The organism is Bradyrhizobium sp. JR4.1 (assembly GCF_040548605.1).
Lineage (GTDB): Bacteria > Pseudomonadota > Alphaproteobacteria > Rhizobiales > Xanthobacteraceae > Bradyrhizobium > Bradyrhizobium canariense.
In genome coordinates, this window is the sequence record NZ_JBEPRY010000005.1 from 247,559 (window position 1) to 273,077 (window position 25,519).

Annotated in this window: 21 protein-coding genes and 1 tRNA gene; 14 read left to right on the plus strand and 8 right to left on the minus strand. The window is 64.5% G+C overall.

The features are described from left to right. The first annotated feature begins 104 nt into the window (after positions 1-104). Entirely contained in the window at positions 105-1,463 is a 1,359-nt protein-coding gene (locus tag ABIB90_RS14785; RefSeq protein WP_354200972.1) for a hypothetical protein, read from the plus strand. A 316-nt stretch (positions 1,464-1,779) separates the two neighbouring features. On the opposite strand, the gene ABIB90_RS14790 is transcribed toward ABIB90_RS14785, so the two are convergent. After that, positions 1,780-2,550: an alpha/beta fold hydrolase gene (locus ABIB90_RS14790; RefSeq protein ID WP_354158966.1), complete on the minus strand. Its 771-nt coding sequence runs from the start codon at positions 2,548-2,550 to the stop codon at positions 1,780-1,782. A gap of 215 nt (positions 2,551-2,765) precedes the next feature. On the opposite strand from ABIB90_RS14790, the gene ABIB90_RS14795 reads away from it, so the two are divergent. Further along, positions 2,766-3,728, plus strand: a complete 963-nt coding sequence (locus ABIB90_RS14795) for an AraC family transcriptional regulator (protein ID WP_354200973.1) — start codon at positions 2,766-2,768, stop codon at positions 3,726-3,728. Positions 3,729-3,877: 149 nt separating this feature from the next. Here the strand turns inward: ABIB90_RS14795 and ABIB90_RS14800 are convergent, their stop codons facing one another. Further along, complete coding sequence (locus ABIB90_RS14800; RefSeq protein WP_354200974.1) at positions 3,878-4,633, minus strand: alpha/beta fold hydrolase; 756 nt, start codon at positions 4,631-4,633, stop codon at positions 3,878-3,880. 34 nt (positions 4,634-4,667) lie between these two features. Continuing rightward, positions 4,668-5,804, minus strand: a complete 1,137-nt coding sequence (locus tag ABIB90_RS14805; RefSeq protein ID WP_354200975.1) for a hypothetical protein — start codon at positions 5,802-5,804, stop codon at positions 4,668-4,670. Between the two features lie 304 nt (positions 5,805-6,108). Here ABIB90_RS14805 and ABIB90_RS14810 point away from each other — a divergent pair, with 304 nt between their 5' ends. Continuing rightward, positions 6,109-6,354: a zinc-finger domain-containing protein gene (locus tag ABIB90_RS14810; RefSeq protein ID WP_007602543.1), complete on the plus strand. Its 246-nt coding sequence runs from the start codon at positions 6,109-6,111 to the stop codon at positions 6,352-6,354. Between the two features lie 19 nt (positions 6,355-6,373). Next, positions 6,374-7,576 (plus strand): FAD-dependent monooxygenase, encoded by a 1,203-nt coding sequence (locus ABIB90_RS14815; RefSeq protein ID WP_354200976.1) that lies wholly within the window; start codon positions 6,374-6,376, stop codon positions 7,574-7,576. Between the two features lie 15 nt (positions 7,577-7,591). On the opposite strand, the gene ABIB90_RS14820 is transcribed toward ABIB90_RS14815, so the two are convergent. Beyond that, complete coding sequence (locus ABIB90_RS14820) at positions 7,592-8,029, minus strand: twin-arginine translocation pathway signal (RefSeq protein WP_354200977.1); 438 nt, start codon at positions 8,027-8,029, stop codon at positions 7,592-7,594. Positions 8,030-8,201: 172 nt separating this feature from the next. Here ABIB90_RS14820 and ABIB90_RS14825 point away from each other — a divergent pair. Then, positions 8,202-8,290 (plus strand) — tRNA-Leu (locus ABIB90_RS14825). Between the two features lie 159 nt (positions 8,291-8,449). Next, a complete protein-coding gene (locus ABIB90_RS14830) occupies positions 8,450-9,700 on the plus strand; it encodes a multidrug effflux MFS transporter (RefSeq protein WP_354200978.1) in 1,251 nt (416 codons plus the stop codon). A gap of 204 nt (positions 9,701-9,904) precedes the next feature. On the opposite strand, the gene ABIB90_RS14835 is transcribed toward ABIB90_RS14830, so the two are convergent. Together ABIB90_RS14835 and ABIB90_RS14840 are read right to left on the minus strand one after the other, a co-directional pair. After that, entirely contained in the window at positions 9,905-11,536 is a 1,632-nt protein-coding gene (locus ABIB90_RS14835) for a glycosyltransferase family 39 protein (protein WP_502918235.1), read from the minus strand. A gap of 206 nt (positions 11,537-11,742) precedes the next feature. Then, the gene (locus ABIB90_RS14840; RefSeq protein ID WP_219683856.1) at positions 11,743-13,350 is read right to left on the minus strand and encodes an ABC transporter substrate-binding protein; all 1,608 of its coding nucleotides are present in this window, start codon (positions 13,348-13,350) and stop codon (positions 11,743-11,745) included. 280 nt (positions 13,351-13,630) lie between these two features. On the opposite strand from ABIB90_RS14840, the gene ABIB90_RS14845 reads away from it, so the two are divergent. From ABIB90_RS14845 to ABIB90_RS14880, 8 genes are all read left to right on the plus strand, one after another. After that, positions 13,631-14,761: a M20/M25/M40 family metallo-hydrolase gene (locus ABIB90_RS14845; RefSeq protein WP_354200979.1), complete on the plus strand. Its 1,131-nt coding sequence runs from the start codon at positions 13,631-13,633 to the stop codon at positions 14,759-14,761. Between the two features lie 167 nt (positions 14,762-14,928). After that, on the plus strand, positions 14,929-15,870 hold the full coding sequence (locus ABIB90_RS14850) for an ABC transporter permease (RefSeq protein ID WP_007602533.1): 942 nt from the start codon (positions 14,929-14,931) through the stop codon (positions 15,868-15,870). A 21-nt stretch (positions 15,871-15,891) separates the two neighbouring features. Then, the gene (locus tag ABIB90_RS14855; RefSeq protein ID WP_007602531.1) at positions 15,892-16,779 is read left to right on the plus strand and encodes an ABC transporter permease; all 888 of its coding nucleotides are present in this window, start codon (positions 15,892-15,894) and stop codon (positions 16,777-16,779) included. Between the two features lie 14 nt (positions 16,780-16,793). After that, on the plus strand, positions 16,794-18,443 hold the full coding sequence (locus ABIB90_RS14860; RefSeq protein ID WP_354159299.1) for an ABC transporter ATP-binding protein: 1,650 nt from the start codon (positions 16,794-16,796) through the stop codon (positions 18,441-18,443). Between the two features lie 212 nt (positions 18,444-18,655). Next, the gene (locus tag ABIB90_RS14865) at positions 18,656-20,161 is read left to right on the plus strand and encodes a M81 family metallopeptidase (protein ID WP_354200980.1); all 1,506 of its coding nucleotides are present in this window, start codon (positions 18,656-18,658) and stop codon (positions 20,159-20,161) included. Between the two features lie 13 nt (positions 20,162-20,174). After that, positions 20,175-21,347: a M20 aminoacylase family protein gene (locus ABIB90_RS14870; protein WP_027567765.1), complete on the plus strand. Its 1,173-nt coding sequence runs from the start codon at positions 20,175-20,177 to the stop codon at positions 21,345-21,347. Continuing rightward, positions 21,340-22,761 carry an amidase gene (locus ABIB90_RS14875; protein WP_354200981.1) on the plus strand — a complete coding sequence of 474 codons (1,422 nt, stop codon included), beginning with the start codon at positions 21,340-21,342 and terminating at the stop codon, positions 22,759-22,761. Before ABIB90_RS14870 ends, ABIB90_RS14875 begins: the two co-directional genes overlap by 8 nt. 98 nt (positions 22,762-22,859) lie before the next feature. Continuing rightward, complete coding sequence (locus ABIB90_RS14880; protein WP_354200982.1) at positions 22,860-23,750, plus strand: crotonase/enoyl-CoA hydratase family protein; 891 nt, start codon at positions 22,860-22,862, stop codon at positions 23,748-23,750. Between the two features lie 105 nt (positions 23,751-23,855). On the opposite strand, the gene ABIB90_RS14885 is transcribed toward ABIB90_RS14880, so the two are convergent. Further along, a complete protein-coding gene (locus ABIB90_RS14885) occupies positions 23,856-24,833 on the minus strand; it encodes an NADPH:quinone oxidoreductase family protein (protein WP_354158988.1) in 978 nt (325 codons plus the stop codon). After that, positions 24,833-25,441, minus strand: coding sequence for a 2-hydroxychromene-2-carboxylate isomerase (locus ABIB90_RS14890; protein WP_354158990.1), 609 nt, complete (start codon positions 25,439-25,441; stop codon positions 24,833-24,835). The genes ABIB90_RS14885 and ABIB90_RS14890 overlap by 1 nt, the downstream gene beginning before the upstream one ends. Positions 25,442-25,519 lie beyond the last annotated feature (78 nt).

Below are 25,519 nucleotides of genomic sequence, written 5' to 3' on the forward strand. Positions count from 1 at the left end.
AATGGTCAGGGTTTCGCCAAATTCAAGCCGGGCGGCGTCAAACTATTGGTGAATTCCGCCTCAACCGTGATTGCGGGCATGGTCCGAGTGAGGACGGAGCGGATTTGACCATCACCACCGATCATTTGCGCGCGGGCACCGCGGGCTCACTCTGGCTGCGGCTCGCCGCGGTCGCCCTACCGCTCCTGTTGATCGCGCCGGCGTTCTGGAACGGCTATCCGCTGTTGCAATGGGATACCGGAGGCTATCTGGCGCGCTGGTACGAGGGCTATCTCGTCCCGAGCCGCTCCACGGTGTTCGGCATCTATCTGCACTATGGCGAGAGTTCTGGATTCTGGATCAACCTCGCGGCCCAGGCGCTGGCGACGCTGTGGCTGTTGCAGCTCACCTTGCGCGTGCTCTCGATGATGCAGACGTTCCGCTTCGTCGCGATCAGCCTGCTTCTGATCCTGTCGACTGCGCTGCCCTGGCTTGCGAGCATGTTGCTCACCGACATCTTTGCAGGCCTGTCGGTGCTGGCGCTATTCCTGCTGGTCATCGGTGGACAGCGGACCTCCGCGCTCGAAAAGATCACGCTGTTCCTGTTCACCGCCTTTGCCGCTGCGACCCACAGCGCCACGCTCGGCGTGCTGCTCGGTCTCTGCGTTGCCGGCTGGATGATGCGGCCATTCCTGCGCGCGCGTCTGCCCGTCGCAGGACTGGCGCAGGCGAGCCTGACCATCGTCGTGGGCGGGCTAATGCTGGTGTCAGCCAACCATGCGCTGTCAGGCAAATGGGCCTGGACGCCCGGCGGCACCGGCGTCGCCTTCGGCCGCATGATGCAGGACGGCATCGTTGCGCGTTATCTCAACGACCACTGCCCGCGCGAAAAGCTCAAGCTGTGCCCCTATCGCGACCAATTGCCGGCGACCGCCGATGAATTTCTGTGGGGCAAGAGCATGTTCAACACGCTTGGCCGCTTCGAGGGCATGAACGACGAAATGGGCATCATCGTCGTGGGTTCGCTCGCCGACTATCCGGCCTGGCAGGCCGGCGCGGCGTTGCGGGCGCTGGGCCAGCAATTGCTGCATGTGGCGACCGGCGAAGGCACCAATGGCTGGATCCCGCACACCCGTGGCATCATCGAACGCTATATCCCCTCGCAGGCCGCGCCGATGCGCGCCGCGCGCCAGCAGCACTGGGGCGTCGATTTCGACTATGTCAATTGGCTGCACGTGCCCGTCGCGCTGGCCTCGATGCTGGCGCTTGTCGCGCTGCTTGCGCATGCCCTCGCGATCCGCCGGCTCGACGACCTGACGCTGCTGGCGGCAACCGTGACGCTGGCGCTGCTCGGCAACGCCTTCATCTGCGGCGTGATCTCGGGCCCGCACGACCGCTACGGCGCGCGGATGGCGTGGGTCGCGACCTTCACCGTGCTAATGGCGCTGGCACGTCGTCTTGGGGAAGACAGCAAAGCGCGGTGAGATTGGGGTGAAGCGCTATCGCGCTCCAGTTCTTGGAACGAATTCGTCGCCCTCGTCTCCTTGAAAATTCGACCATGTCGGGTTGCCCGACTGCCGACTTGAACGCTGCCGCGACAACGTCGAATGGCTTCGAGCCCCTAAGGCTCAAACGCTCGACCTCGACTTTAGCGATTGTCATTGGTCCTCCGTAACTGCTGCAAGCTGTGCATCCAGTCGCCATGTCGAGTTGGGTAATGTCATTCTCCGGATGCCTGGCTCAAAATGGTCGAGCGGAAGCGTGCGGGCTCCCGGCGCCAAAGCGCCGGGAGCGGCACCGTCACTTCGCGAGGGCGGCTTTTTCGATCACCTCAGCGACCTGCTTCGCATGGACGACGAGCGAGGCATGGCTGCCGGCGACTTCCGTCGTCTGAGCATGGATCCTGGCTGCGAACGACTTCTGGGCCTCGGGCGCGAGGACTTTGTCCTTCGTGCTGATGACGTAGAAATTCGGCTTGTCATGCCAGGCCGCAACGTCGACCGGAGCTTCGAACGCAACGTGGTTCAGCGGAAGCTGCGAGTTGGCCAGGTGCGCGGCGATCTCCGGAGGAAGGTCAGCCGCGACGGCTGACGGAAACACCTTTGGATCGATGTACAGATTGCCCTTCGCATCGGGGTGGATCGCCTTGCCGCCTTCGGTCGGCGGACCGGCCTTCGTCAGCGACGCCAGGGATTCACCGATCTCCGGCGCAAAGGCGGACACATAAACCAGCGCCGAAACCTTGGGATCGTTGCCGGCTTGCGTGATCACCACGCCGCCCCATGAGTGGCCGACCAGAACGGTCCTGCCGGCTTGCTTCGCGAGCGCCTGTTTGGTCGCATCGACGTCGGCGGCGAGCGAAGTGAGTGGATTTTCGACGAGCGTGACGTTGTAGCCTTTCTTCGTGAGAATATCGGCAACCGGCTGCCAGCTCGTCTGGTCTACAAAGGCGCCGTGCACGAGCACGATATTGTGGGCTGCCCCCTTGGGCAGTTCGGCGGAATGTACGGCTCCGACCAATGTCGTTCCGACCAGGAGGACGGTGGCGGCTGAGAGGAGAATAGTTCGCATTGTTTGTTCCTGTTGGCATGTCGGACGAAAACAGTCCGGGGAATGGAGAGGCGTTTCCAGCAAGGTCGCGGTTCTTCCATCTGCCGTTGGCGAAATGGTTGCCGCACGTCACGTCGGCCCGCCGTGGCATGACGTATTCCATGGACCTTATCGGACGATAGGGACCAATCGTCCCGCGTCTTGTGTCCGATCGTCCATGGATCTAGTCTCGGTGGATGGATATACTTACCCAGGTGCTCGATCGGGTTCGTCTCGGCGGGACGCTGCTCTTTCACTTCGAGCTCGGCCATCCCTGGCATCTTGAGTTGCCGGCGCGCCCCTACGCCCTGTTTCACTATCTCAGCCAAGGTTCAGCGACCCTCGCGCTCGAACACGGAGAGGAAATCCAGATCACCGGGGGCGATTTTGTCGTCATCACACGTGGCGAGCCCCATGTGTTTTATTCGGATCGCCGGGCCGAGCCTTTGCGCATCGTGGATATCGAACGGTCGTCGCCACGCCTCGGCTTCCTTCGCCACGGCAGCCGTGCAAAGCCGCTCTCGACCATGCTCTGCGGCAATTTCACGGTGTCGCGGCCGACGTTTGGCAGCGTGCTGGAGTTGCTTCCACCCGTGCTCTTGCTGAAGCCGACGTCGGACCGTGGTTGGCTTGAAGCCATCCTGCGCCGCATGATGAGCGAGTCCGCGCTCGAGCGTCCGGGCCAAGGCGTCGCGCTTTCACGACTGACGGAAGTGCTCTTCGTCGAGGTGCTGCGAAGCTGGATCGCGTCTCTCAGCCCCGGACAAGGCGGCTGGATCGGGGCCATTTCTGACCCCCATATCGGACCCGCGCTGAAGCTGATTCACGAAAGTCCGGAGCAGCTTTGGACGCTGAGCGACCTTGGCCGTCGCGTCGGGCTCGGCCGCTCGGCATTTTCGGCGCGCTTCACCAGGCTCGTGGGCCAGCCCATGCAACGTTATGTGATCGAACGCCGGATGACGGAGGCGGCGTTCCTGCTCGAAACCAGCGACGAGCCGATCGCACGGATTGCCAACCGGGTCGGTTACGAGACTGCAGCGGCGTTTTCGAAGTTGTTTCACCGGCACATTGGTCAGTCGCCCGGCCGTTACCGGGCTGCGCGACGCGCCGACGGAGGCCGTGCGCAGTTGGACGGATCGGAATTGCAAGTATCCGATTGACCTGGATAAGGCTGTGGCTTTGAGCTGAGTCTCATATGCGCGCTTAGCGAACCCCGGTGCCTGCGTAGAGGAATGGACGGTTGCCCCGAAGGGAGTGGATGGCCCATTGTAACGAGACATTTCAGGATAGCTGAAACCGCCTCATCGCCTCAGCTCCTGCGTGAGAGGAAATCCAGCACGCCGGTCTTGTAGACCTTGTCGCCGACTGCGCGCATGTGATCGCGGTTCGGAATGTCGAGCACTTCCGAACCCGGGATGATGGCGCCGAGCGCGCTGGCCGATCCCGCGACGTCGTCGGTCGAGCCGACCGCGATCAGCACGGGCACGTCGATGCGTGCGGCTTCGTCCTTCGTCATGAGATCGCGCGTGCCGCGCAGGCAGGCGGCCAGCGCCTTGCGGTCGGAACGGGTTTGGTCTGCAAAAGCACGAAAAGTGCGTCCGACGGGATCGGAGACGTCGTCGAGCGAGGGCGCTTCCAGCGCCTTCGCAACGTTCTCGCCCGGCCCGGTGCCCTCGATCAGGCCGCCGATGCCGATGCCGCCGAGAATTGCCGAACGCAGGCGCTGCGGCTCGTTGAGGGAGAGCCAGGCCGTCATCCGTCCGCCCATCGAATAGCCCATGAGATCGGCCTGCGGGATGGCGAGGTGATCCATCAGCGCGAGCACGTCGCCGGCCATGGTCGGGATCGAGTACTGCGCGGGCTCGTAGAGCTTGGCGCTTTCGCCATGGCCGCGATTGTCGAGCGCAATGACGCGGCGGCCGTTCTTGCGCAGCTCCGAGACCCAGGTCGGATAGACCCAGTTCACGTTCTTGCTGGAGGCAAAGCCGTGCACCAGGATGATCGGATCGCCCTCGCCTTCGTCGAGATAGGCAATTTCAACGGCGCCGTTGTGAAAGCTCGGCATCATCAGTTCCGCAATCTTGAGGGGAAGAAGTATCTTAGGCGGTGACGGCAGCGCTTGCCAGAACGGCTTCGGCAGCGATCCGGGCCTGGCGAAGTCGCCGCGCCCGCCTGCGATCGCACCAGGCCTGGCTCAGGCGCTCCGTGGTCGCCTTGATCGAGGACAACAGGCCGAACAGCGTCAAGGCCGCACCGAACAGCCAGAGTGCGAGATTGAACGCCCCGCCGATCAGCAGCAGCGCGCCGCGGCCGAGCAGCTTCAGGATCGCGCGCGTCTTGCCGCCCTGCGCTTCCGCGAGCCGCGCCGCGCGTGCGACGTCCTTCGGACCTTCGGCGATGCGCAAGCTATCCATCGCACCGCGCGTGCCGGTCTTCTCGACGACGCGCGTGACATCCTTGCCGAGCCGAACCAGCGCGCCGGCCTTCTCGGCGCGGAACGCGGCCTTGATCGCGCTCAAGGTCTGGCCCGGCCGCAGCACCGAGCCGGAGGCAACCGCGTTCTGGAGCATCGGCGTATCGACGACCTCGCGCGCGGACCGGCCGGCCCATGCCGCCAGTCCCTCGCCGAGCCGGCCCACCTTGCGCGCGTCCTTCACCAGCGTCAGCCCGGCGCGAACCGGCGCGGCACCGCCGACAGAGACGTAGGTCACGGCCGTGACCGCGAGACCCGCGGCCGCAAGGCCCAGCACCAGGCGATCGGTCTCCTCGCCCATGGCGAGGTGCTTGCCCTCGCGCACGACATCCCTGATGTCGCCGATGACGAAGAGATCGCCGGCCACGGTCCCCGACAGGCTCGCAACATCGTCCGCGTTGCCGGTGACGAGACCCGTGGCAAACCGTTTTGCGACATGCGAGGTGGAATTTTCGGCTTTGACCGCGTCGCTGACACGGCTCAGGAGGTCGTCAGGCAGCGCGATGTTGCGGTCGCGCGCCAGCGCGACAAAACTGTCGGCGAGATCGGCATCGCCCGACGCGAGCGCGGCCTCGATGTTGTCCTGAATCATGCGGTCATTGTGCCGCAGCAGCGCGTCGAGCTTGATCTCGGAGAGCGCGGCGGGATCGTCCTGGGCGGCCAGAATCGCCCCGGCCTCGCGGGCAGGCGGTGCTACCTGCGCGAGCATGAAGCCGCAAGCCACGATACCGGTCAACGCTGTGCTGATTCGCAACCACTTCATGCGGAGAGCCTGGACGGTCCTGAGATCGTTGACGCCTAACAGTTGGTCTTTCGTCGCAATTACGCTCGCCCACAGACATAGTATGCCAAAATTGCGACACAACGTCCCCGACGAAAGAAGGGCTTCTCTCAGGCCGCAAGATTGTGTCGAATTTGCATGAGCAAATGAGCATGGGGCATTGCGGAGCTTTCGGTTCCGCTGGACTAGCAATCATCCACACCCGCCAGTATGGTCCGCGGCGCCTTAATAATGCCGCGTCAGTCGTGATTGTGTCTGCCGCCATTGCCACTCCAGGATGAGTACGATGTCCGACCATGTCGTCCCGCACTTCCACAACGATGCCGGTGTCCCCGTCATCGAGATCGGCTCGCAAGAGTTCATGTGCGTGGGCGCCAACCCTCCGTTCGATCATCCGCACGTCTTCCTCGACCTCGGCAACGACAACGAGATCATCTGCCCCTACTGCTCGACGCTGTACCGTTTCGCCGCCGACCTGAAGGCGGGCGAAGCCCGTCCGCCGGAATGCGTCCTGAAGGACAAGGTGGCCTGACCGCTTCCATCGGTCAGGGGTGGCGCTCTCCCGAACGATTGTCATCGCCGGTGCCGGCATAGGTGGACTGACGGCTGCGCTTGCGCTCGCGGCACGCGGCTTCCGCATCGTCGTGCTGGAAAAGGCCGAGCGGCTCGAGGAAGTCGGCGCCGGTCTGCAACTTTCTCCCAATGCCAGCCGCGTGCTGGTCGAGCTCGGCCTTACCGAGCGCCTCAAGCTGCGCGCCGTGATCCCGGAGGCGGTCTCGATCATGAGCGCGCGGGCCGGCGGCGAGCTGTTGCGCATGCCGCTGGGAGAAGCCGCCGCCGCGCGCGCCGGCGCCCCCTATTGGGTGGTGCACCGCGCCGATTTGCAATCCGCACTCGCCGGCGCAGTCTCCGACCATCCCGATATCGACCTGAAACTCGGCGCGACCTTCGAAGACGTCGCGCCTCACGCCAAGGGGCTGACGGTCGTCCATCGCAGCGGCACGATCCGGCGCAGCGATCTCGCCAGTGCGCTGATCGGCGCCGACGGCATCTGGTCGACGGTGCGCCAGCATCTGTTTCCCGAGGTGCAGCCGCGCTTCTCGGGGCTGATCGCCTGGCGCGGCACGCTCGACGCCACGCAACTGCCGAAGGACTACACCGCGCGCCGGGTCCAGCTCTGGATGGGCTCGAACGCCCATCTCGTCGCCTACCCGATCGCGGGCGGACGCCAGATCAACGTGGTCGCGGTGCTGCCGGGCACCTGGAATAGACCGGGCTGGAGCACGCCCGGCGATCCGCGCGAGGTGATGGACGCCTTCGCCGCGCCGCGCTGGCCGCCAGCGGCGCGCATGATGCTCGCCACGGTCGATAGCTGGCGGAAATGGGCGCTGTTCGGCGTGCCTGACGACTGCCCCTGGAGCAACGGCCCGGTCGCGCTGCTCGGCGACGCCGTGCATGCGATGCTGCCGTTTGCAGCCCAGGGCGCCGGCATGGCGATCGAGGACGCCGCGGTGCTCGCGCAGCATTTGAGCCTTGAGGTCGCCGAGAGCACCGCTGGCATCACAGCTGCGCTGAGACAATACGGCCGTACGCGCCAGGCGCGCGTGCGGCGGGTGCAGCGGACCGCGCGGCAGCAGGGCCGCATCTATCATTTCACTGGGCCGCTCGCGTTCGCGCGCGATCTTGCGGTGCGCGCCCTCGGCCCGGAACGCATGCTGGCACGGCAGGACTGGATTTACGGCTGGCGACCCTGATGCGAGGCGCCGGTTTCAGCGCATTGCTCTTGTCGATTTCGGGGCAGGCTTGATCGGACCAGGGGGGTTGGCTGCTGGCGCCAGCGCAGCGGCCGGCGTCGCCTCGGGGGGCGTTTCCCGGCACTTGTTGCGGCGCCAAGCGTCATCGGCCATCTGCGCGTGCCCGCGCACCGCGACGTAGTCATTGCGGTAGGCAAGCTCCGACACGACGGCGCCGCCCGCGCCGGTCTGGGCCTTGTCCATCAGCCTCTGCAAATCAGCGGTGCGGTTGGCGAGCCCCTTGCGCTCGGCTTCGAGCAGCTTGCAATCGTACAATTCGTACCTGGCGGGATCGGCAAAGGCCGGAGCGACCGTCTCGCTGATGCCTGCGCAGCCGGACAGTGCGAAGCCGGCCGCGAGCAGCGCGACGGCCACGCAGCACGTGCGCAGGCGATATCGGATCAAAGCAGCCATGCCGGATGAATAGTCCCCGTGGATTGAGAATGCCTAAAGCAACAACAGATGTCCGGATTGAGGCTTTGCCTTGTGCGGCCGGCTCGCCTAAGGAAGAACCGCCCCTCCGGCCTGCAAACGCCAATTCCAAACGGCCGGCCAGGGACTTAAGTGATTGATCTCGTTGGATCAAGCGGGCATGGCGGAATTGGTAGACGCAAGGGACTTAAAATCCCTCGGTGCGCAAGCGCTGTGCCGGTTCGACCCCGGCTGCCCGCACCACGAGAGACGCGCGGACGATCCCGCCGATCGCCGCGGCCCCGAGCGCTGATACCTCGTCAATGTTGTCCGCTCCTGCACCGCCTGCCAGCTATCCCGAAACGTCGCTTGTGCAACGCAGCATTGAAGATAGACAGGGGCCTCAAATCAGAGGTGAGCTGCTTGTCCGACGTCAATGCCGACGATTGGGTGTCCTCGGGACACCGGCCGATGGGTTTCCCCGAATTCGTCATCGTGATCGCGTCGATCATGGCGCTGAATCCGCTTGCGATGGACATGATGCTCCCGGCGCTGCCCAACATCGGGTCGGCCTTCAATATCCCCGTCGCCAACCATCTTCAGCTGGTGCTGTCGACCTTCCTGATCGGCTTTGGCGCGGGGCAGTTCGTCATGGGTCCGCTTTCGGATCGCTTCGGCCGCCGCCCGGTGCTGCTCGGCGGGATGGCGGTCTATGCGGTGGCGAGCGTGCTGGCGATCGCCGCGCCGTCGTTCGAGACGCTGCTGCTGGCGCGCGCACTGCAGGGCTTCGGCACCTCGGCGACGCGCGTGATCGCGACCTCGATCGTGCGCGACTGTTACGTCGGCCGCCGCATGGCGAGCGTGATGTCGCTTGCGATGATGATCTTCATCGCCGTTCCCGTGATCGCCCCCTCGTTCGGACAGGCGGTGCTACTGGTGACGCAATGGCGCGGCATCTTCGTCGTGCTGATGCTCTACGGCCTGCTCGCGCTTGCGTGGTCCGTGCTGCGGCTTCCAGAGACCCTGCCTGAGAGCGAACGCAGGTCGCTCGCGCCGGCCGACGTGCTCACGGCCTACTGGCAGACCGTGACCCATCGCCAAACCCTCGGCTACGCGCTCGCCGCCGGAAGCGTCATGGGTGCGCTGTTCGCCTACGTGTTTTCGGCCCAGCAGGTTTTTGTCGGCATCTATCACCTCGGCCATTATTTTCCGCTCGCCTTCGCCGCGATCGCAGCCGGCACCGCCATTGCCGGCTTTCTCAATGCGCGATTCGTCGGGACCCTCGGCATGCGCGTGATCTCGCACGGCGCGCTGACGCTCTACACCGCGGTGGCCGGCGTGATGCTGCTGACCGAAAGCCTCGGCGCGTTGCCGCTTCCCCTGTTCATGGTGCTCTCGGCGCCGATGATGTTCTCGTTCGGCATGATGGTCGCCAACTTCACCGCACTCGCCATGGAGCCGCAGGGCCACATCGCCGGCACGGCGTCCTCGCTCTACGGCTCGATCACCACGCTTATCGGCCTCGTCGTCGGCATGGCGATCGGACAAAGCTTCGACGGCACGCTGCTGCCGTTCTCGGTCGGCTTCTTCGTGTCGTCACTCGCCGCGCTCGCGATCGTGCTGGTGGTGGAGAGAGGACGGCTGTTCAAGCCGCATCATCGCGCCATCGGGTGAGGAACTTCGCGGCGCTCTCGATGTTGTACTGCAACAATCTGAAAAGGCGCTTCAATGGAACCGAAACCCCGTAAAGACCACGACGCCACGGAGCGGGCGAAGACGGAACGCACGCCGTCGAGCGTTGAAAAGACCGCCGTCACCGTGCCATTCGCGAGTGAAGGGCTCGAGCGGGTCCGCGACAGCCACTGTTGAGCAACACGTCTATTCCGTTGCGCGCCTGTTGGCGCTGAAATCGTCCGCAACGCCCTCGGGTGCCGCGCCGCCTTCACGGGGCGGCACCATCAGCACAACCACGTCCCGCGTGAGACCGGGCCGGCCCCATAGCTGCGCCTGTACGATAAATTCCCGCCTGACGAAGTGCCCGACCCGCCCGGCCACCCCGTCCATCCACCGGCTGCAATCATCCTGATCGCGGAAACAGAGCGCGGCCCAGCCGCGGTCCAGCGTCGTCTTGCGCGGCAAGCCTCCGGGAGATTGATCCCCGAACGGCTGGGCGTAGTGCGGGTGGTCCGGGCTGTAGAAGGCCATCGCGAAGGCCAGCGCATCGTCGCCGCTAACGGCGGCGAGCGGCTCGCCCGTCAGTTCGCGCCACTCGCGAGTCAATTCGCTGGCGGCCTGCGCGTAGAAATTGCGCCCCTCTTCGTAACCGTGATCGTTGCGATAGACGGCATGGATCGGCGCGGCGACGAGGACGGCCGTGAGCGCGACGCCGGCCACGACCAAGGTGAGGTTGACGGTGTAAAAGCGCTCGATCGGGTAATTTGTGCCGCAGACCACGAGAATGGCGAACAGGAACAACCCCTGCAACGCCCACAGCGACGGCAGATCGGTGCCGATCACGAGCGAGATCAGAACCGGCAGCGCAATCGTGCCGACGGCAACGTAAAAGAGGAGCCGCAGGCCCGGATTCATCGCCGCGAAATCGTCCGGAAACTGCTTCAGCCGCGTGCCGGCGATCAACATCCAGGTGGCGGATGACACACTGATGGCCGCCAACAACCCCAGAAGGAAGTTCCTGGCCTCCCCGAGCGAGCTCGCCGCAGTGCCGTTGGCATGGTTCAGCGCGTAGGTGAAGGTCGGCGCCCCGGTCGTGGCGAGCCAGTGAACATGCGGTGACAGCGCCGCAAGCCCGACGACGACCGAGATCCAGGGCGAGGCGGAAGTGAAATAGGCGCGACGCGCCGGATGCGCCAGCGCGGCAAACGTGAAGCTCGCGACAAGGAAGATCGAATAATATTTGCCGGACATGGCCAGCGCCGTCGTGAATCCCACGGCGATCGCCCACGACGCCGCGCGGGTCTCGAATGCGCGGACGAAGCACGAAGTCGCCAGCGGCCAGACGGCCAGCAGCACCGCATTGGCATTGAAGCGCTGGGCATGGAACTGATAGGCCGGCGTCAGCATCAGGAGCAACAGCACAAGGACGCGCTTGTGCCCCGTCACGAATTGCCGCGCGATCCGGTCGACGAAGACCAGCGCAAGCCCGGCATTGGCCATCGCCATCAATTGCAGCGACCAGTCAGTGAGCGGAAAAATGGCGCTCCAGCTCGCGGCAACCCAGCCGGTCAAGGGCGGATGCTTGGGATAGCCCCACGCGAAATGCCGCCCCAGCGTCCAGGCCTCCAGCGTATCGGGGTGCAGACCGCCGCCGGCATAGGCGACCGCTAGATAAAGTGTCCAGATCGCGACGAAGCCCGCGATGAGAAGCGGCACCGCCCAGCCCGTCTCGACGCCATCGAGCCAACGCAGGAATGGCCGGCGCCATCGTGCCGGCGTGCGATCGGACCGTTCGGCCATCGCCTGGAATGCAAAATCGATCGGCACTGGAATCAAATGGAGGAAGGAAGGTGATGCGCAAGGACGGCACATCTAGTTCAGGACGGAAACAAATAGCAATGATTGGAAACTGGAAAAGCTTGAATTCTCCGCCTTCTCAGCCGGCGCAAGGTCGACAACAGACCAAGATCGACAAACGACAACGGCGCCGCTGATGACAGCGGCGCCGCAGGATGATCCGGACGAAAGGAAGAGCCTTCGCCCTACTCCGACTTGTCGACGTTCCAGAACAGCGGGGTCGCGGGACCGTCGAGCACGCCGGTCAGCGATTTGCGCCAGCCGCTCGGCAGGAGATACTGCCCCAGCGGGATGTAGATCACCTGCTCATAGGCTTCCTTCTGGATGTCAGCGGCGATCTTCTTCTGATCGTCGAGCGAGGCGGCGCGAACGAAGTCGTCCTTGAGCTTTTCGATCTTGGCGTTCTCGGCCCAGCCAAACCAGCCCTTCTTGCCCTGACCGCCGATCGAGAGATTGGCGATCGGGTTGGAGACGTCGGCCGCGACCCAGTTGGTGAAGAACATGTTCCAGCCGCCCTCCTTCGGAGGCTTCTGGCTGGCGCGGCGGCTCACCACCGTCTGCCAATCGGTCGCTTGCAGGTCGACCTTGAAGCCAGCCTCGCGCAGCAGCTGAGCCGCAACGATCGGCTGTGCCTTCAGCGTCGTGACATCGCCGGGGGCCATGATCACGATCGGGGTGCCGTCATAGCCGGATTCGGCGAGCGCCTTCTTGGCTTCGGCCATGCCGTTGCCCTTCACGAGGGTCTCGGCACCGGCCTCGGTCGCGAACGGCGTATCGCACACGAAGAAGGCGCCACAGACCTTCTGATATTTGGCGTTGCCGACGAGCGCGTCGAGAACGTCCTTCTGGTTTATCGCCAGAAAGGCAGCACGGCGCACTTTGACATTATCGAACGGCGGATAAAGGAAGTTCATCCGGCCGAGCGTCTGGAAACCGAACTTGTTCGAGACCTCGATCGTGATCTCCTTGTTCGCTTCCAGCAACGGGAGCATGTCGTAAGGCAGATTTTCCACAAAGTCGATGTCGCCCGACTGCAACGCGTTCACCGCGGTCTGCGAGTCCGGCATGGTGATCCACTCGACGCGGTCGACCTTCACCACCTTGCCGCCGGAGGTCCAGCTCGACGGCTCCTTGCGCGGCACGTAGTCGGTGTTCTTGACGTAGACCGCCTTCACGCCCGGCTGGAATTCCGACTGCACGAACTTGAAAGGACCCGAGCCGATCTGCTCGGGGATCTGCTTGTCCGGCGGCGTCTCGGCGAGGCGCTTCGGCATCATGAAGGCAACGCGGGAGGACGGCTTGCCGATCGAGTCGAGCACGAGGCCGTAGGGCTCCTTCAGCTTCAGCGTGATGGTCTTGGCATCGGTCGCCTCGATGCTCGCGGTGAAGTCGAAAAGTTTCTGGCCCATGCCGTCGACTGCGCCCCAGCGCTTGAGCGAGGCAACGCAGTCCTCCGCCGTCACCGGCGCACCGTCATGCCACTTTAGGCCGTCGCGCAGCGTGAACGTATAGGTGAGCTTGTCGTCGGAGATCTTCCAGTCCGCCATCTGCGGCTGGATCTTGAAGTTCGAATCGGGCGCCACGAGCGTGTCGTAGATCATGTAGCCATGGTCACGCGTGATGTAGGCCGTGGTGAAGATCGGATCGATGATGCGCAGATCCGAATGCATCACCGCCGTGATGGTCTTGCCGGCCGCAAGCACCGGCGAGGCCAGTGCGGTCGAAAGCGCGACGACCGACAGCGCAAGTTTGGAGGCGAACGCGCGAGGCCCCCGGCGCATCAACTTAAACATAAAAAGTTCTCCTGACGTGAAACTGTTCAAAGGCAGGTTATTGATTGAGCATCCGGTTCGTTCTTTAGGCGAACTAACCTCATGCAATGCCTTTATCTTTTCGAGACTTGCAGACAGTGCCGAGCGCGTCAATCCGGTTTCGCTGCAAGCCCAAGCAGCGCGCGCACGGGCTCCACACGGATCGGTTTGGCTCTACAACGCTCTCCGCCTGCCCTGCCCCGCGCCAATGCAATGCGCGTTCCATGTTCCGAAGCCCAAGAGACATTGGAGAGACATTGAGATGAATCCAGCCAATCTTCCCTTCGATTCCGAAGCGATGCTCCAGGGTCTGCGCGGCTGGGTGGAATGCGAAAGCCCGACCTGGGACGCGAGCGCCGTGAACCGCATGCTCGATATCGCAGCGCGGGAGATGGCAATCATGGGTGCGACGATCGAGCGCATCGCCGGTCGCCAGGGTTTTGGCGGCGTGATCCGCGCCCGCTTTCCGCATCCGAAGCAGGGCGAGCCGGGCATCCTGATTGCCGGACACATGGATACCGTCCACCCCACGGGCACCATCGAGAAGCTGAAATGGCGGCGCGAGGGCAGCAAGTGCTACGGACCCGGCATCTATGACATGAAGGGAGGCAATTATCTTTCGCTGGACGCGATCCGCCAACTGGCCCGCGCCTCGTTCACGACGCCGCTGCCGATCACCGTGCTGTTCACGCCCGACGAGGAAGTCGGCACACCCTCCACGCGCGATATCATCGAGGCGGAAGCCGCGCGCAACAAATACGTGCTGGTCCCCGAGCCCGGCCGCGCTGACAACGGCGTCACCACCGGACGTTACGCCATCGCGCGGTTCAATCTCGAGGCGACCGGGCGCCCCAGCCACGCCGGCGCCACCTTGTCGGCGGGCCGCTCTGCTATCCGCGAGATGGCGCGGCAAATCCTCGCCATCGACACGATGACGGGCGAAGACTGTACGTTTTCGGTCGGCGTGGTGCACGGGGGGCAATGGGTCAATTGCGTTGCCACGACCGCCACCGGCGAAGCGCTTTCGATGGCCAAGCGCCAGGCCGACCTCGATCGCGGCGTCGAGAGGATGCTGGCGCTCTCCGGTACAACCAATGATGTCACCTTCAAGGTGACGCGCGGCGTGACACGCCCGGTCTGGGAGCCCGATGCCGGCACCATGGCGCTTTACGAAAAGGCGCGCGGGATCGCCAAATCGCTCGGCGCAGAACTGCCGCATGCGAGCGCCGGCGGCGGCTCCGACGGCAATTTCACCGGCGCAATGGGCATCCCGACTCTCGACGGCCTGGGCGTGCGTGGCGGCAACGGCCACACGCTCGAAGAGTATATCGAGGTCGAAAGTCTGGTCGAACGCGGCCGGCTGATGGCGGGGCTGCTCGCGACTCTGGAGTGATGGCGCGAGCCACGGCACCAAAAGGGGGTGAGATCACCAAAACAAGGTGACCGCACTGCAAAAACCGTGGCCCGGATGGCATGGGAATTGCTGAAATGTTAGGCTGGTGGCAGAACGCAGCCTTCAGCCGCTGCCTCTGATTTGACTCTAATCTGACGGGATCCAACTTGCTCGGATATCTCCTTCGCCGAATTCTCGCCGCCGTGCCCGTGATGGGCGTGGTGGCGCTGTTCGTCTTCCTCCTGCTCCGCCTCACCCCCGGCGATCCCGCCGCGATTCTTGCCGGCGACAACGCCACGCCGGAGCGGCTCGAGCGCATCCGCACCTCGCTCGGTCTCAACGAGCCGCTGATCGTGCAGTTCATCACCTGGCTGAACAAGCTGCTGCATGGCGATCTCGGAACGTCGCTCATCTCCAACCTTCCGGTGATGAAGATGATCGGCCAGCGGGTCGAGCCGTCGATCTCGATCGCGTTGTCGACCATCATCCTCGCGGTCATCGTCGCCGTTCCCCTCGGTGTAATCGCTGCCTGGAAGCACGGCACCTGGATCGACCGCTTCGTGATGGGCCTGTCCGTGCTCGGCTTCTCGGTGCCGGTGTTCGTGGTCGGCTACATCCTGATCGAGGTCTTCGCGATCGACCTGCGCTGGGTGCCGGTCCAGGGCTTCCGCAGCATCTCGAACGGGTTTGGGCCGTTCTTCGAGCGCATCATCCTGCCAACCTGTGCGCTGTCCTTTATCTACATCGCTTTGATCGCGCGCATGACGCGCGCGGCGATGCTCGACGTGCTCGGCGAGGACTACGTCCGCACCGCGCGCGCAAAAGGCATCAACGAAGTCGCCGTGATGATGCGCCATGCGCTGCGCAACGCCGCCGTGCCCGTGATCACGGTGATCGGTACCGGCTTTGCGCTTTTGATCTCCGGGGTCGTCGTCACCGAGAGCGTGTTCAACATCCCCGGCATCGGCCGCCTCACGGTGGATGCGGTGCTGGCGCGCGACTATCCGGTGATCCAGGCGATGATTTTGCTGACGTCCTTGATCTATGTCGTCGTCAATCTTCTGATCGACGTCGCCTACACGCTGCTCGATCCCCGGATCCGGTACTAGGGCTAAGGATAACAACGAAAAATGTCGGTCGATACCCTTCCCCAGTCGTCCATCCCGATCACGTCGCCGCTGCGGCCGCGCTTCGGATTCCTGACCTCGACGCCGATCATCGCGGCGGCGACCATCTGCCTGGCGTTGGTTGTGCTGATCTCGATCCTGGCGCCCTTGATCGCGCCGTATGATCCGATCCAGCTTGCGCCCTCGCAGCGGCTGAAGCCCTCTTCGGCGCAATTCCTGCTCGGCACCGACGCCTATGGCCGCGACCTGCTGTCGCGCGTCATGTATGGCGGACGCATCTCGCTTCTGATCGGCATCGGCTCGGCGATCATGTCGATCGTCATTGGGTTGGCGATCGGCCTGGTCTCCGGTTTCTTCAAGCTGGTCGATTCCGTCATGATGCGGATCATGGACGGCCTGATGGCAATGCCGAGCATCCTGCTGGCAATCGCCGTCGTGTCGCTGTCCGGCGCCAGCCTCTGGACCGTGCTGATCGCAATCACGATCCCTGAAGTTCCGCGCGTGGCACGCCTGGTGCGCTCGGTCGTGCTGTCGGCGCGCGAAGAGCCCTATGTTGAAGCAGCGATCTCGGTCGGCTCATCCCTGCCAAAGATCATGTGGCGGCATTTGATGCCGAACACGATCGCGCCTCTGATCGTGCAGGGTAGTTATGTCTGCGCGTCCGCGATCCTCACCGAGGCCATCCTCTCCTTCCTCGGCGCCGGCATCTCGCCGGAAACGCCGACCTGGGGCAACATCATGGCCGAGGGTCGTCAGTACTTCCAGCTCAAGCCGACGCTGATCTTCTGGCCGGGCCTGCTGCTCTCGATCGCGATCCTCAGCATTAATTTGATCGGCGATGCCGCCCGCGACGCACTCGATCCGCGCATGAAGCAGCGGGAAGGCAAATGATGACCGATCAAGTGATGACCAGCCCGATCCTCGACATCAACAACCTCGTCGTCTCCGTCGGCAAGAAGCCGAATGCCGCAAACATCATCGACGGCATCTCGATCCAGGTGCACGAGCGCGAGACGCTGTGCCTCGTCGGCGAAAGCGGCTCGGGCAAGTCGGTGACCTCGCTGACCACGATGGGTCTGCTGCCGAAGGGCACGCTGATTCCGACCGGCGGCAGCGTCAAGCTGGTCGGCGAGGAGATTCTCACCGCGACCGACCGCCGCCTGCGGCAGCTCCGCGCGACCCGGATGGCGATGATCTTCCAGGAGCCGATGACGGCACTCAATCCGGTGATGCCGGTTGGCCGCCAGATCGACGAAGTCCTGCGCGCGCACACCAAACTCGATGCGAAGGCGCGCAAGAAGCGTATCCTCGACATGATGGAGCAGGTGCGCCTGCCCCAGGTCGAGCGTATCTTTTCCTCCTACCCTCACCGACTCTCCGGCGGTCAGCGCCAGCGCATCATGATCGCGATGGCACTCGTGCTCGAACCGAAGCTGCTCATCGCGGACGAACCGACCACCGCGCTCGACGTCACAACGCAGAAGCAGATTTTGACCCTGATCCGCGACCTCCAGCGCGATCACGGAACCGCCGTGCTGTTCATTACCCATGACATGGGCGTGGTCGCCGAAATCGCGGACCGCGTCGCGGTGATGCGGCAGGGCCGACTGGTGGAGACCGGAACGCTGGATTCCATCCTGCGCAATCCGACCATGGAATACACCCGCAACCTGCTCTCCGCGGTGCCGAGCCTGGTGCCGCGCGCGGCGCGGCCTGAGACCAGGGAACCGGTGGTGCTGGAGGCCAACGAACTCGGCAAGGTCTATCGCGAGCGCGCGTTCTTCGGTAAAGGCCGCGAAGTCGTCGCCGCCGACAAGGTCACGCTGACGCTGCGCAAGGGCCGCACGCTCGGCATCGTCGGCGAGAGCGGCTCGGGCAAATCGACCGTGGCGCGCTGCATCGTCCGCCTGATCGACCCGACCTCCGGCGGCGTGCGCCTCTCCGGCCGCGAGATCTCGGACATCTCGCGGCGGCTGTTGCAGCCGCATCGGAAGAAGATCCAGATCGTATTCCAGGACCCCTACCGCTCGCTCAACCCGCGCGTCACTGTCGGCGAAAGCATCGCGGAAGGCCCGATCAATTACGGCGTGTCGCATGCCGACGCAATGAAGCGTGCGCGCGAATTGCTCGAGCTGGTCGGCCTGCCCGCCGATGCGGTCGCGCGCTATCCGCACCAGTTCTCCGGCGGCCAGCGTCAGCGCATTGCGATCGCCCGCGCGCTCGCGCTCGATCCCGACGTGCTGGTCGCGGACGAGGCGGTCTCCGCCCTCGACGTGTCCGTGCAGGCCCAGGTGCTGGACCTGTTCGACGAGATCCAGACGCGGCTCGGCATCGCCATCCTGTTCATCACTCACGATCTGCGCGTCGCAGCGCAGATCTGCGACGAGGTCGTGGTGATGCAGCACGGCCGCGTCGTCGAGCAGGGCCCGGCCGCCGAAGTGCTGACGCATCCGAAGGAAGCCTACACCAGAGCCTTGCTCGAGGCAGCGCCAGGCCGCGGCTGGGATTTTGCGAACTTCCGGCCGGTGACCGAGGGCGTGGCGGCTAGCGCCTAGTCACTCTCCTCGTCATTGCGAGCGAAGCGAAGCAATCCAGAATCCCTCCGCGGGGACAGTCTGGATTGCTTCGCTGCGCTCGCAATGACGGCGGTTGCGACAAGCATTCCCAAAACGGCTTGACGCCATGCATGGCGCGATTGCTTCCCGGCTTGCTCTCGCCGCAAGCACAGGGCTAACGTCGCGCACTTTCAATTGCTGGACTTGAGTTGATGACACGCATCGCCGTCGGCGGCTTCCTGCACGAGACCAACACCTTCGCTCCGACGAAGGCGACTTTCGCGGATTTCCAGCACGGCGGCGGCTGGCCGGCAATGACGCAAGGTCCCGACGTGCTGAAGGTGATGCGCCGAATCAATGTCGGCCTAGCCGGTTTCGTCGACAGCGCCGAGGCCAACGGCTGGGAACTCGTTCCGACAATTGCCTGCGGCGCGAGCCCCTCGGCGCACGTCACCAGGGACGCCTTCGAGCGCATCGTCAAAGCGATGCTCGACGGAATCGCAGCCGCCGGCCCGATCGACGCCGTCTATCTCGATCTGCACGGCGCGATGGTCACGGAACATCTCGACGACGGCGAAGGCGAGATCCTGGCGCGCGTGCGCCGCGTCATCGGCAAGGACATTCCGCTGGTCACTAGCCTGGATCTCCACGCCAACGTCACCCCCGAGATGATGGAGCATGCGGACGCGCTGATCGCCTACCGCACCTATCCCCATGTCGACATGGCCGAGACCGGCCGCGCCTGCGCGCAACATCTCGCATTGCTGCTGAAGACAAAGCAGCGTTTCGCAAAAGCCTTCCGGCAATTGCCGTTCCTGATCCCGATCAGCTGGCAGTGCACCAACGACCAGCCCACCAAGGGCATCTACGAAAAGCTTGCCGCGCTGGAGAGCGATGCGGTTCCGACATTGTCCTTCGCACCCGGCTTCCCCGCCGCCGATTTCCGCGATTGCGGGCCGAGCGTGTTCGCCTATGGCAAGACGCAAGCCGATGCCGATCGCGCGGCGGATGCGATCGTGAAGCTGATCGAAAGCCACGAGGACGATTTCGACGGCAAGATCTGGTCACCCGATGACGGCGTGCGCCACGCGATGGAACTCTCGAAGGGCGCGAGCAAGCCGATCATCATCGCCGACACCCAGGACAATCCCGGCGCCGGCGGCGATTCCGACACCACCGGAATGCTACGAGCGCTGGTCCGCAACAAGGCCAGCGCCGCGACCGGTGCGATCTACGATCCGGAATCGGCCAAGGCCGCGCATGCAGCCGGCGTCGGCGCCACCGTGACGCTGTCGCTCGGCGGCAAGTCCGGCATTCCCGGCGACGAGCCCTATCGTGAGACCTTCGTCGTTGAAAAGCTCTCCGACGGCCGCTTCATCGCGCCCGGGCCCTACTATGGCGGCCGCGAGATGGAGATGGGCCCGTCCGCCTGCCTTCGCATCGGCGACGTCCGAATCGTCGTCTCCTCGCACAAGGCGCAGCTCGCCGATCAGGCCATGTACCGCTATGTCGGCATCGAGCCGACCGAAGAGAAGATTTTGGTCAACAAGAGCTCGGTGCACTTCCGTGCGGATTTCGAGCCGATCGCGGAAAAGCTGATGATCTGCGCTGCCCCCGGCGCGATGCCGGCCGACACAGCCACGCTGCCATGGACACGCCTGCGGCCGGGCATCCGCATCAAGCCGAACGGCCCGGTTTTCACTCCCTCCTCACGCTAACTGGACAGAACACATGCCCACGATCGACCGCATCGACGGCTATGCCGACGAACTCACAGCCATCAGGCGCGACCTCCACGCCCATCCGGAAATCGGCTTCGAGGAAGTGCGCACCTCCGGCATCGTCGCCGACAAGCTGAAGAGCTGGGGCATCGAGGTGCATCGCGGTCTCGGCGGCACCGGCGTGATCGGCGTCATCAAGGGCAAGGGGTCGAGCGGCAAGCGCATCGGGCTTCGCGCCGACATGGACGCGCTGCCAATGGAGGAGAACACCAATCTGAAATGGAGTTCGAAAATCCCGGGCCGCTTCCACGGCTGTGGCCATGACGGCCACACCACCATGCTGCTCGGCACCGCGCGCTACCTCGCCGAGACCAAGAACTTCGACGGTACCGTACACCTGATCTTCCAGCCGGCCGAGGAAGGCCTCGGCGGCGCCCGCGCGATGATCAAGGACGGGCTGTTCGAGAAGTTTCCCTGCGACGAGCTCTACGGCCTGCACAATGCGCCGGACCTCAACCACGGCGAGATCGCGATCCTGCCCGGCCCTGCGATGGCCAGCGCCGACTTCTTCGACCTCCGCATCACCGGCTACGGCGCGCACGGCGCGATGCCCGAACGCTCCAAGGACGCTGTGATCATCGCGACCACGCTGGCGCAGGCGATCCAGACCATCGTCAGCCGCAACGTCGAGCCGCTGCAGGCCGCAGTCGTCTCGATCACGCAGATCCACGCCGGCTCGGCGTACAACGTCATCCCCGGCGAAGCGCATCTTTGCGGCACCATCCGCACTTTCTCGAAAGAAGTCCGCACCCTGATCAGCGAACGCATTCGCACGATCTGCGCCGGCATCGCGAGCGCCTATCAGTGCGTGATCGACGTCGACATCCGCGACACCTTCGATGTGCTGGTCAACCAGGTCGAGCAGTCCAAGGTGGTCGAAGACGTCGCGCGCACCATCGTCGACCCCGCCAACGTGATCACCCGCGCCCAGCCGAAGATGGGCAGCGAAGATTTTGCCGACATGCTGCAAACCATTCCCGGCGCCTATTTCTGGGTCGGCCACGACGGCTCGGTGCCCGTGCACAATCCCGGCTTCGTGCTCGACGACAAGATCCTGCCGATCGGTGCCAGCATGTTCGCCCGGATCATCGAGACCCGGATGCCGGTGGGTGCCCATGCATAAAAAGAGCGTCGAAGAGGACGTCACCTCGCTGCACGATCTCTCCGCTGTCGATCTGATCGCGGGCTATCGCGCCAAGCAGTTCTCGCCGAGCGAGGTGCTGGAAGACGTGCTCGCGCACGTCGCCGCGTGGGAGCCGCACCTCAAGGCGCTTTATGCATTCGATCCCGACGGCGCGCGCGAGGCCGCGAAGGCCTCGACCGCACGCTGGACCGGGGGCGAGCCGTCCGGAGCGCTCGACGGCGTGCCGGTGACGGTGAAGGACAACATCGCGACCAAGGGCGTGCCGGTGCCGCTGGGCGCCGCCAGCGTCAAGCTGGTGCCGGCCGAGAAGGACGCACCACCGGCCGCGCGCCTGCGCGAGGCCGGTGCGATCATCTTCGCCAAGACCACCATGCCCGATTACGGCATGCTGTCCTCGGGGCTGTCCTCTTTCCATGCGCTCGCGCGTAATCCCTGGGACCTCTCCAAAAATCCCGGCGGCTCCAGCGCCGGCGCGGGCGCCGCGGCCGCGGCCGGCTATGGCCCGCTGCATCTCGGGACTGATATCGGCGGCTCGGTCCGCCTGCCCGCGGGCTGGTGCGGCCTCGTCGGATTAAAGCCGAGCTTTGGACGCGTGCCGATCGATCCCGCCTATGTCGGCCGCGTCGCCGGTCCCATGACCCGCACCGTCGACGATTGCGCGCTGATGATGAGCGCGATCGCGAAACCCGACCGGCGCGACGGCACGAGCCTGCCCGCAGAGCCCCTCAACTGGAAGGGGCTGGAGAAATCCCCGCGCAAACTCCGCATCGGACTGATGCTCGATCCCGGCGTTGGCCTGGCGCTGGAGAAACCGGTGCGCGAGGTCGCTGTGAAGGCGGCGAAAGCGTTCGAATCCGCAGCCGCCGTCGTCACCGAGGTCGACGGCATCCTCACGCGCGAGATGCTCGACGGCCTCGACAACTTTTGGCGCGCACGGATGTGGGATGATCTGTCGAAGCTGACGCCCGCCGAACAGGCCAAGGTGCTGCCTTACATTTTCAAGTGGGGCGAGTCTGGCGCGAAGCTCTCGGGTGTCGACGTCATCAGGGGCTTCAACCAGACCATGGCAATCCGCGCCGCGGCATCAAAGCTGTTCTGCGAGCTCGACTATGTGATCTCGCCGACCGCGCCGAACGTGAACTATCCGGCGGAGTGGGCCTCGCCGACCAACGATCCCATGAAGCCGTTCGAGCACATCGCCTATACCGTCCCATGGAATATGTCGGAGAATCCGGCGGTCTCCATCAACGGCGGCTTCGACGCCAAGGGTTTTCCCATCGGCGTGCAGATCGTCGGCCGCCGCTTCGACGATATCGGCGTGCTTGGCATGGCCAAGGCCTTCGAGAGCCTGCGCGGGCCGCAGAAGCCCTGGCCCAGCCCGCCGGCGAAGTAGAGCCTGGCCACCAAACGCCCAGTCCGCGCAAGACGGACGCTGGCGGCCATGCATGACGTCTCTTCGAGACAGAGTTCAGGACAGGGAAGGAAACCACCATGGCGTATGAGACGATCAAATACGAGGTCGCCGAGCAGATCCTCACCATCACGCTGAACCGGCCCGACAAGCTCAACGCCTTCAACGCGCAGATGCAAGCCGAACTGATCGACGCGTTCGACGCCGGCGACAAGGACGACGACGTCCGCGCCATCATCGTCACAGGCGCCGGCCGCGGTTTTTGCGCGGGCGCAGACCTTTCGTCTGGTGCCGACACCTTTGATCGCGACGCACGGCGCGGGCCCGTAAAACGCTTCGCCGACGGCAAGGTCGACTACAGTGATTCCCAGGTGCGCGACGGCGGCGGCCAGGTGACACTGCGCATCTTCAAATGCCTGAAGCCGGTGATTGCCGCGGTCAACGGCCCGGCGGTCGGCATCGGCGTCACCATGCAGCTCGCGATGGACATCCGCATCGCGTCCGATGCCGCGCGGTTCGGCTTCGTGTTCTCCCAGCGCGGCATCGTGCCGGAAGCTGCCTCGAGCTGGTTCCTGCCGCGCATCGTCGGCATCTCGCAGGCGCTGGAATGGTGCTATTCGGGCCGCGTCTTCCCGGCGCAGGAAGCCCTCGCCGGTCGCCTCGTCAGCAAGGTCGTAGCCCCTGATGATCTGCTGCCGACCGCCCGCGCGCTCGCCAAGGAATTCGCGGCGAAGACGGCGCCCGTGTCAGTGGCGCTGATCCGCCAGATGATGTGGCGCATGATGGGCGCCGACGATCCGATGGAGGCCCACAAGGTCGACAGCCGTGGCATCTACGCCCGCGGCCGCTCGGACGATGTGAAGGAAGGCGTGGTGTCGTTCCTGGAAAAGCGCCCTGCGCAGTTCAAGAACAAGGTATCGAGCGACATGCCGGATTATTTCCCGTGGTGGACAGAGCGGGAATACAAGTAGGGCATCGTAGGGTGGGCAAAGCGAAGCGTGCCCACCATTCTTGTCACGGTTGCCGATAAATGGTGGGCACGGCGCTCACGCGCCTTTGCCCACCCTACGGCACTGTCACTCCATCACCAACGCCACGCGCCCGATCGCCTTGCGGTCGATCAGCAACCGCATCGCCTTCGCAACCTCCTCCAGCGGCAGGCGGTGCGAGACGTTGGGCCGCAGCTTGCCCTCCTCGGCCCATTGGAGCAGCGCCTTCAGCCTGACCTCACCGAGCGCGGGATTTTTGCGTACCGCTTCGCCCGCTCGCACGCCGAGCACGCTGGCGCCTTTGATCAGCAAGAGATTGGTTTTCGCCGAGCCGATGCCGCCGGTGAAGCCGATCACCAGCAGCCGTGCGCCCCAAGCGATGCAACGCATCGAATTCTCGAACACTTCGCCGCCGACGGGATCGAACACGACGTCGGCACCTCGACCGTCGGTGATACGTTTGACGGCATCACGAAACGGCTCGCGGTCGTAGCGCACGAGATGATCGGCGCCCCGCGCCTTGGCGATCGCAAGCTTTTCGTCGCTGGAGGCCGTCGCAATCACGGTCGCGCCCAGCATCTTGCCGATCTCGACGGCAGCAAGGCCCACGCCCCCGCCGGCGCCGTGCACCAGCAGCACCTCGCCCGGCGCAACCCGGCCGCGGTCGATCAGCGCGTGATAGGCGGTGCCGTGCCCGGCGAGATAGGTCGCGGCTTCCGCATAGTCGAACGTCGATGGCATCGGCGTGAGCTGCGACGGCATCACCACTGCTTCATCGGCGAAGGCGCCGTGCCGCATCTTGACGATGACCTTGTCGCCGACGGCGACGCCGCTCGCCTCTGCGCCGACCTCGGTCACGTCGCCGGCCGCCTCCATTCCCGGCGTAAACGGCAGCTCCGGCTTGAGCTGGTACTCGCCGGCCGCCATCAGCACGTCTGGAAAATTCAACCCAGCCGCACGGATCGCGACGCGCACTTCGCCCGGCTTCAGGGCGCGCGACGGAAACTCTTCAAGCTGCAATTTTTCGGGCGCGCCGAGCGCGCGGCAAACGACAGCCCGCACCATCAGGCCGCGCTCGCCTTGCCGCGCAGCAGTGCCTCGCGGATCAACGGTAGGCGGTCGTTGCCGAAATACATGTCGGTCTTGCCGACGAAGATCGTCGGCGAGCCAAAGCCGCCGCGGGCGACGACTTCTTCGGTGTTGGCCTTGAGCTGATCCTTGATTCCCTGCCCGGAAATGCCCGCGAAGAATTTCTGCTCATCGACGCCGACCTTCCTGCAGATCTCGGCGAGCACTGCGTCCTGCGAGATGTCCTTGTCCTCGCCCCAATAGGCCTCGAACACGGCCGTCGCAAACGGCACCATGTCTTTGCCGAGCCAGATGCAGCCGCGCATCGCTTTGACGCTGTTCACCGGGAATACCGTCGGCGGCATCTTGATCGCCAGGCCGGCCGAGCGCGACCAGTCCGCAAGGTCCTTTTTCATGTAGCGCGCCTTCAGCGGCACCGGTGTCTCACGTTGCGCATAGACACTTGGGTTGACCGTATTGAAGATGCCGCCCACCAGGATCGGCCGCCAGATGATCTCCGCGCCAACCTCCCTGGCCAGCGGCTGGATGTTGTGGAAGGCGAGATAGGTCCAAGGGCTGGAACAGTCGAAGAAGAATTCGATCATGGCGTTTCCGATCCGGCGCCGCCGGTTTCAAGGCGACTTTTGTTGTTCTGTACCTCGACGTTAAGACATGGCAGGAAG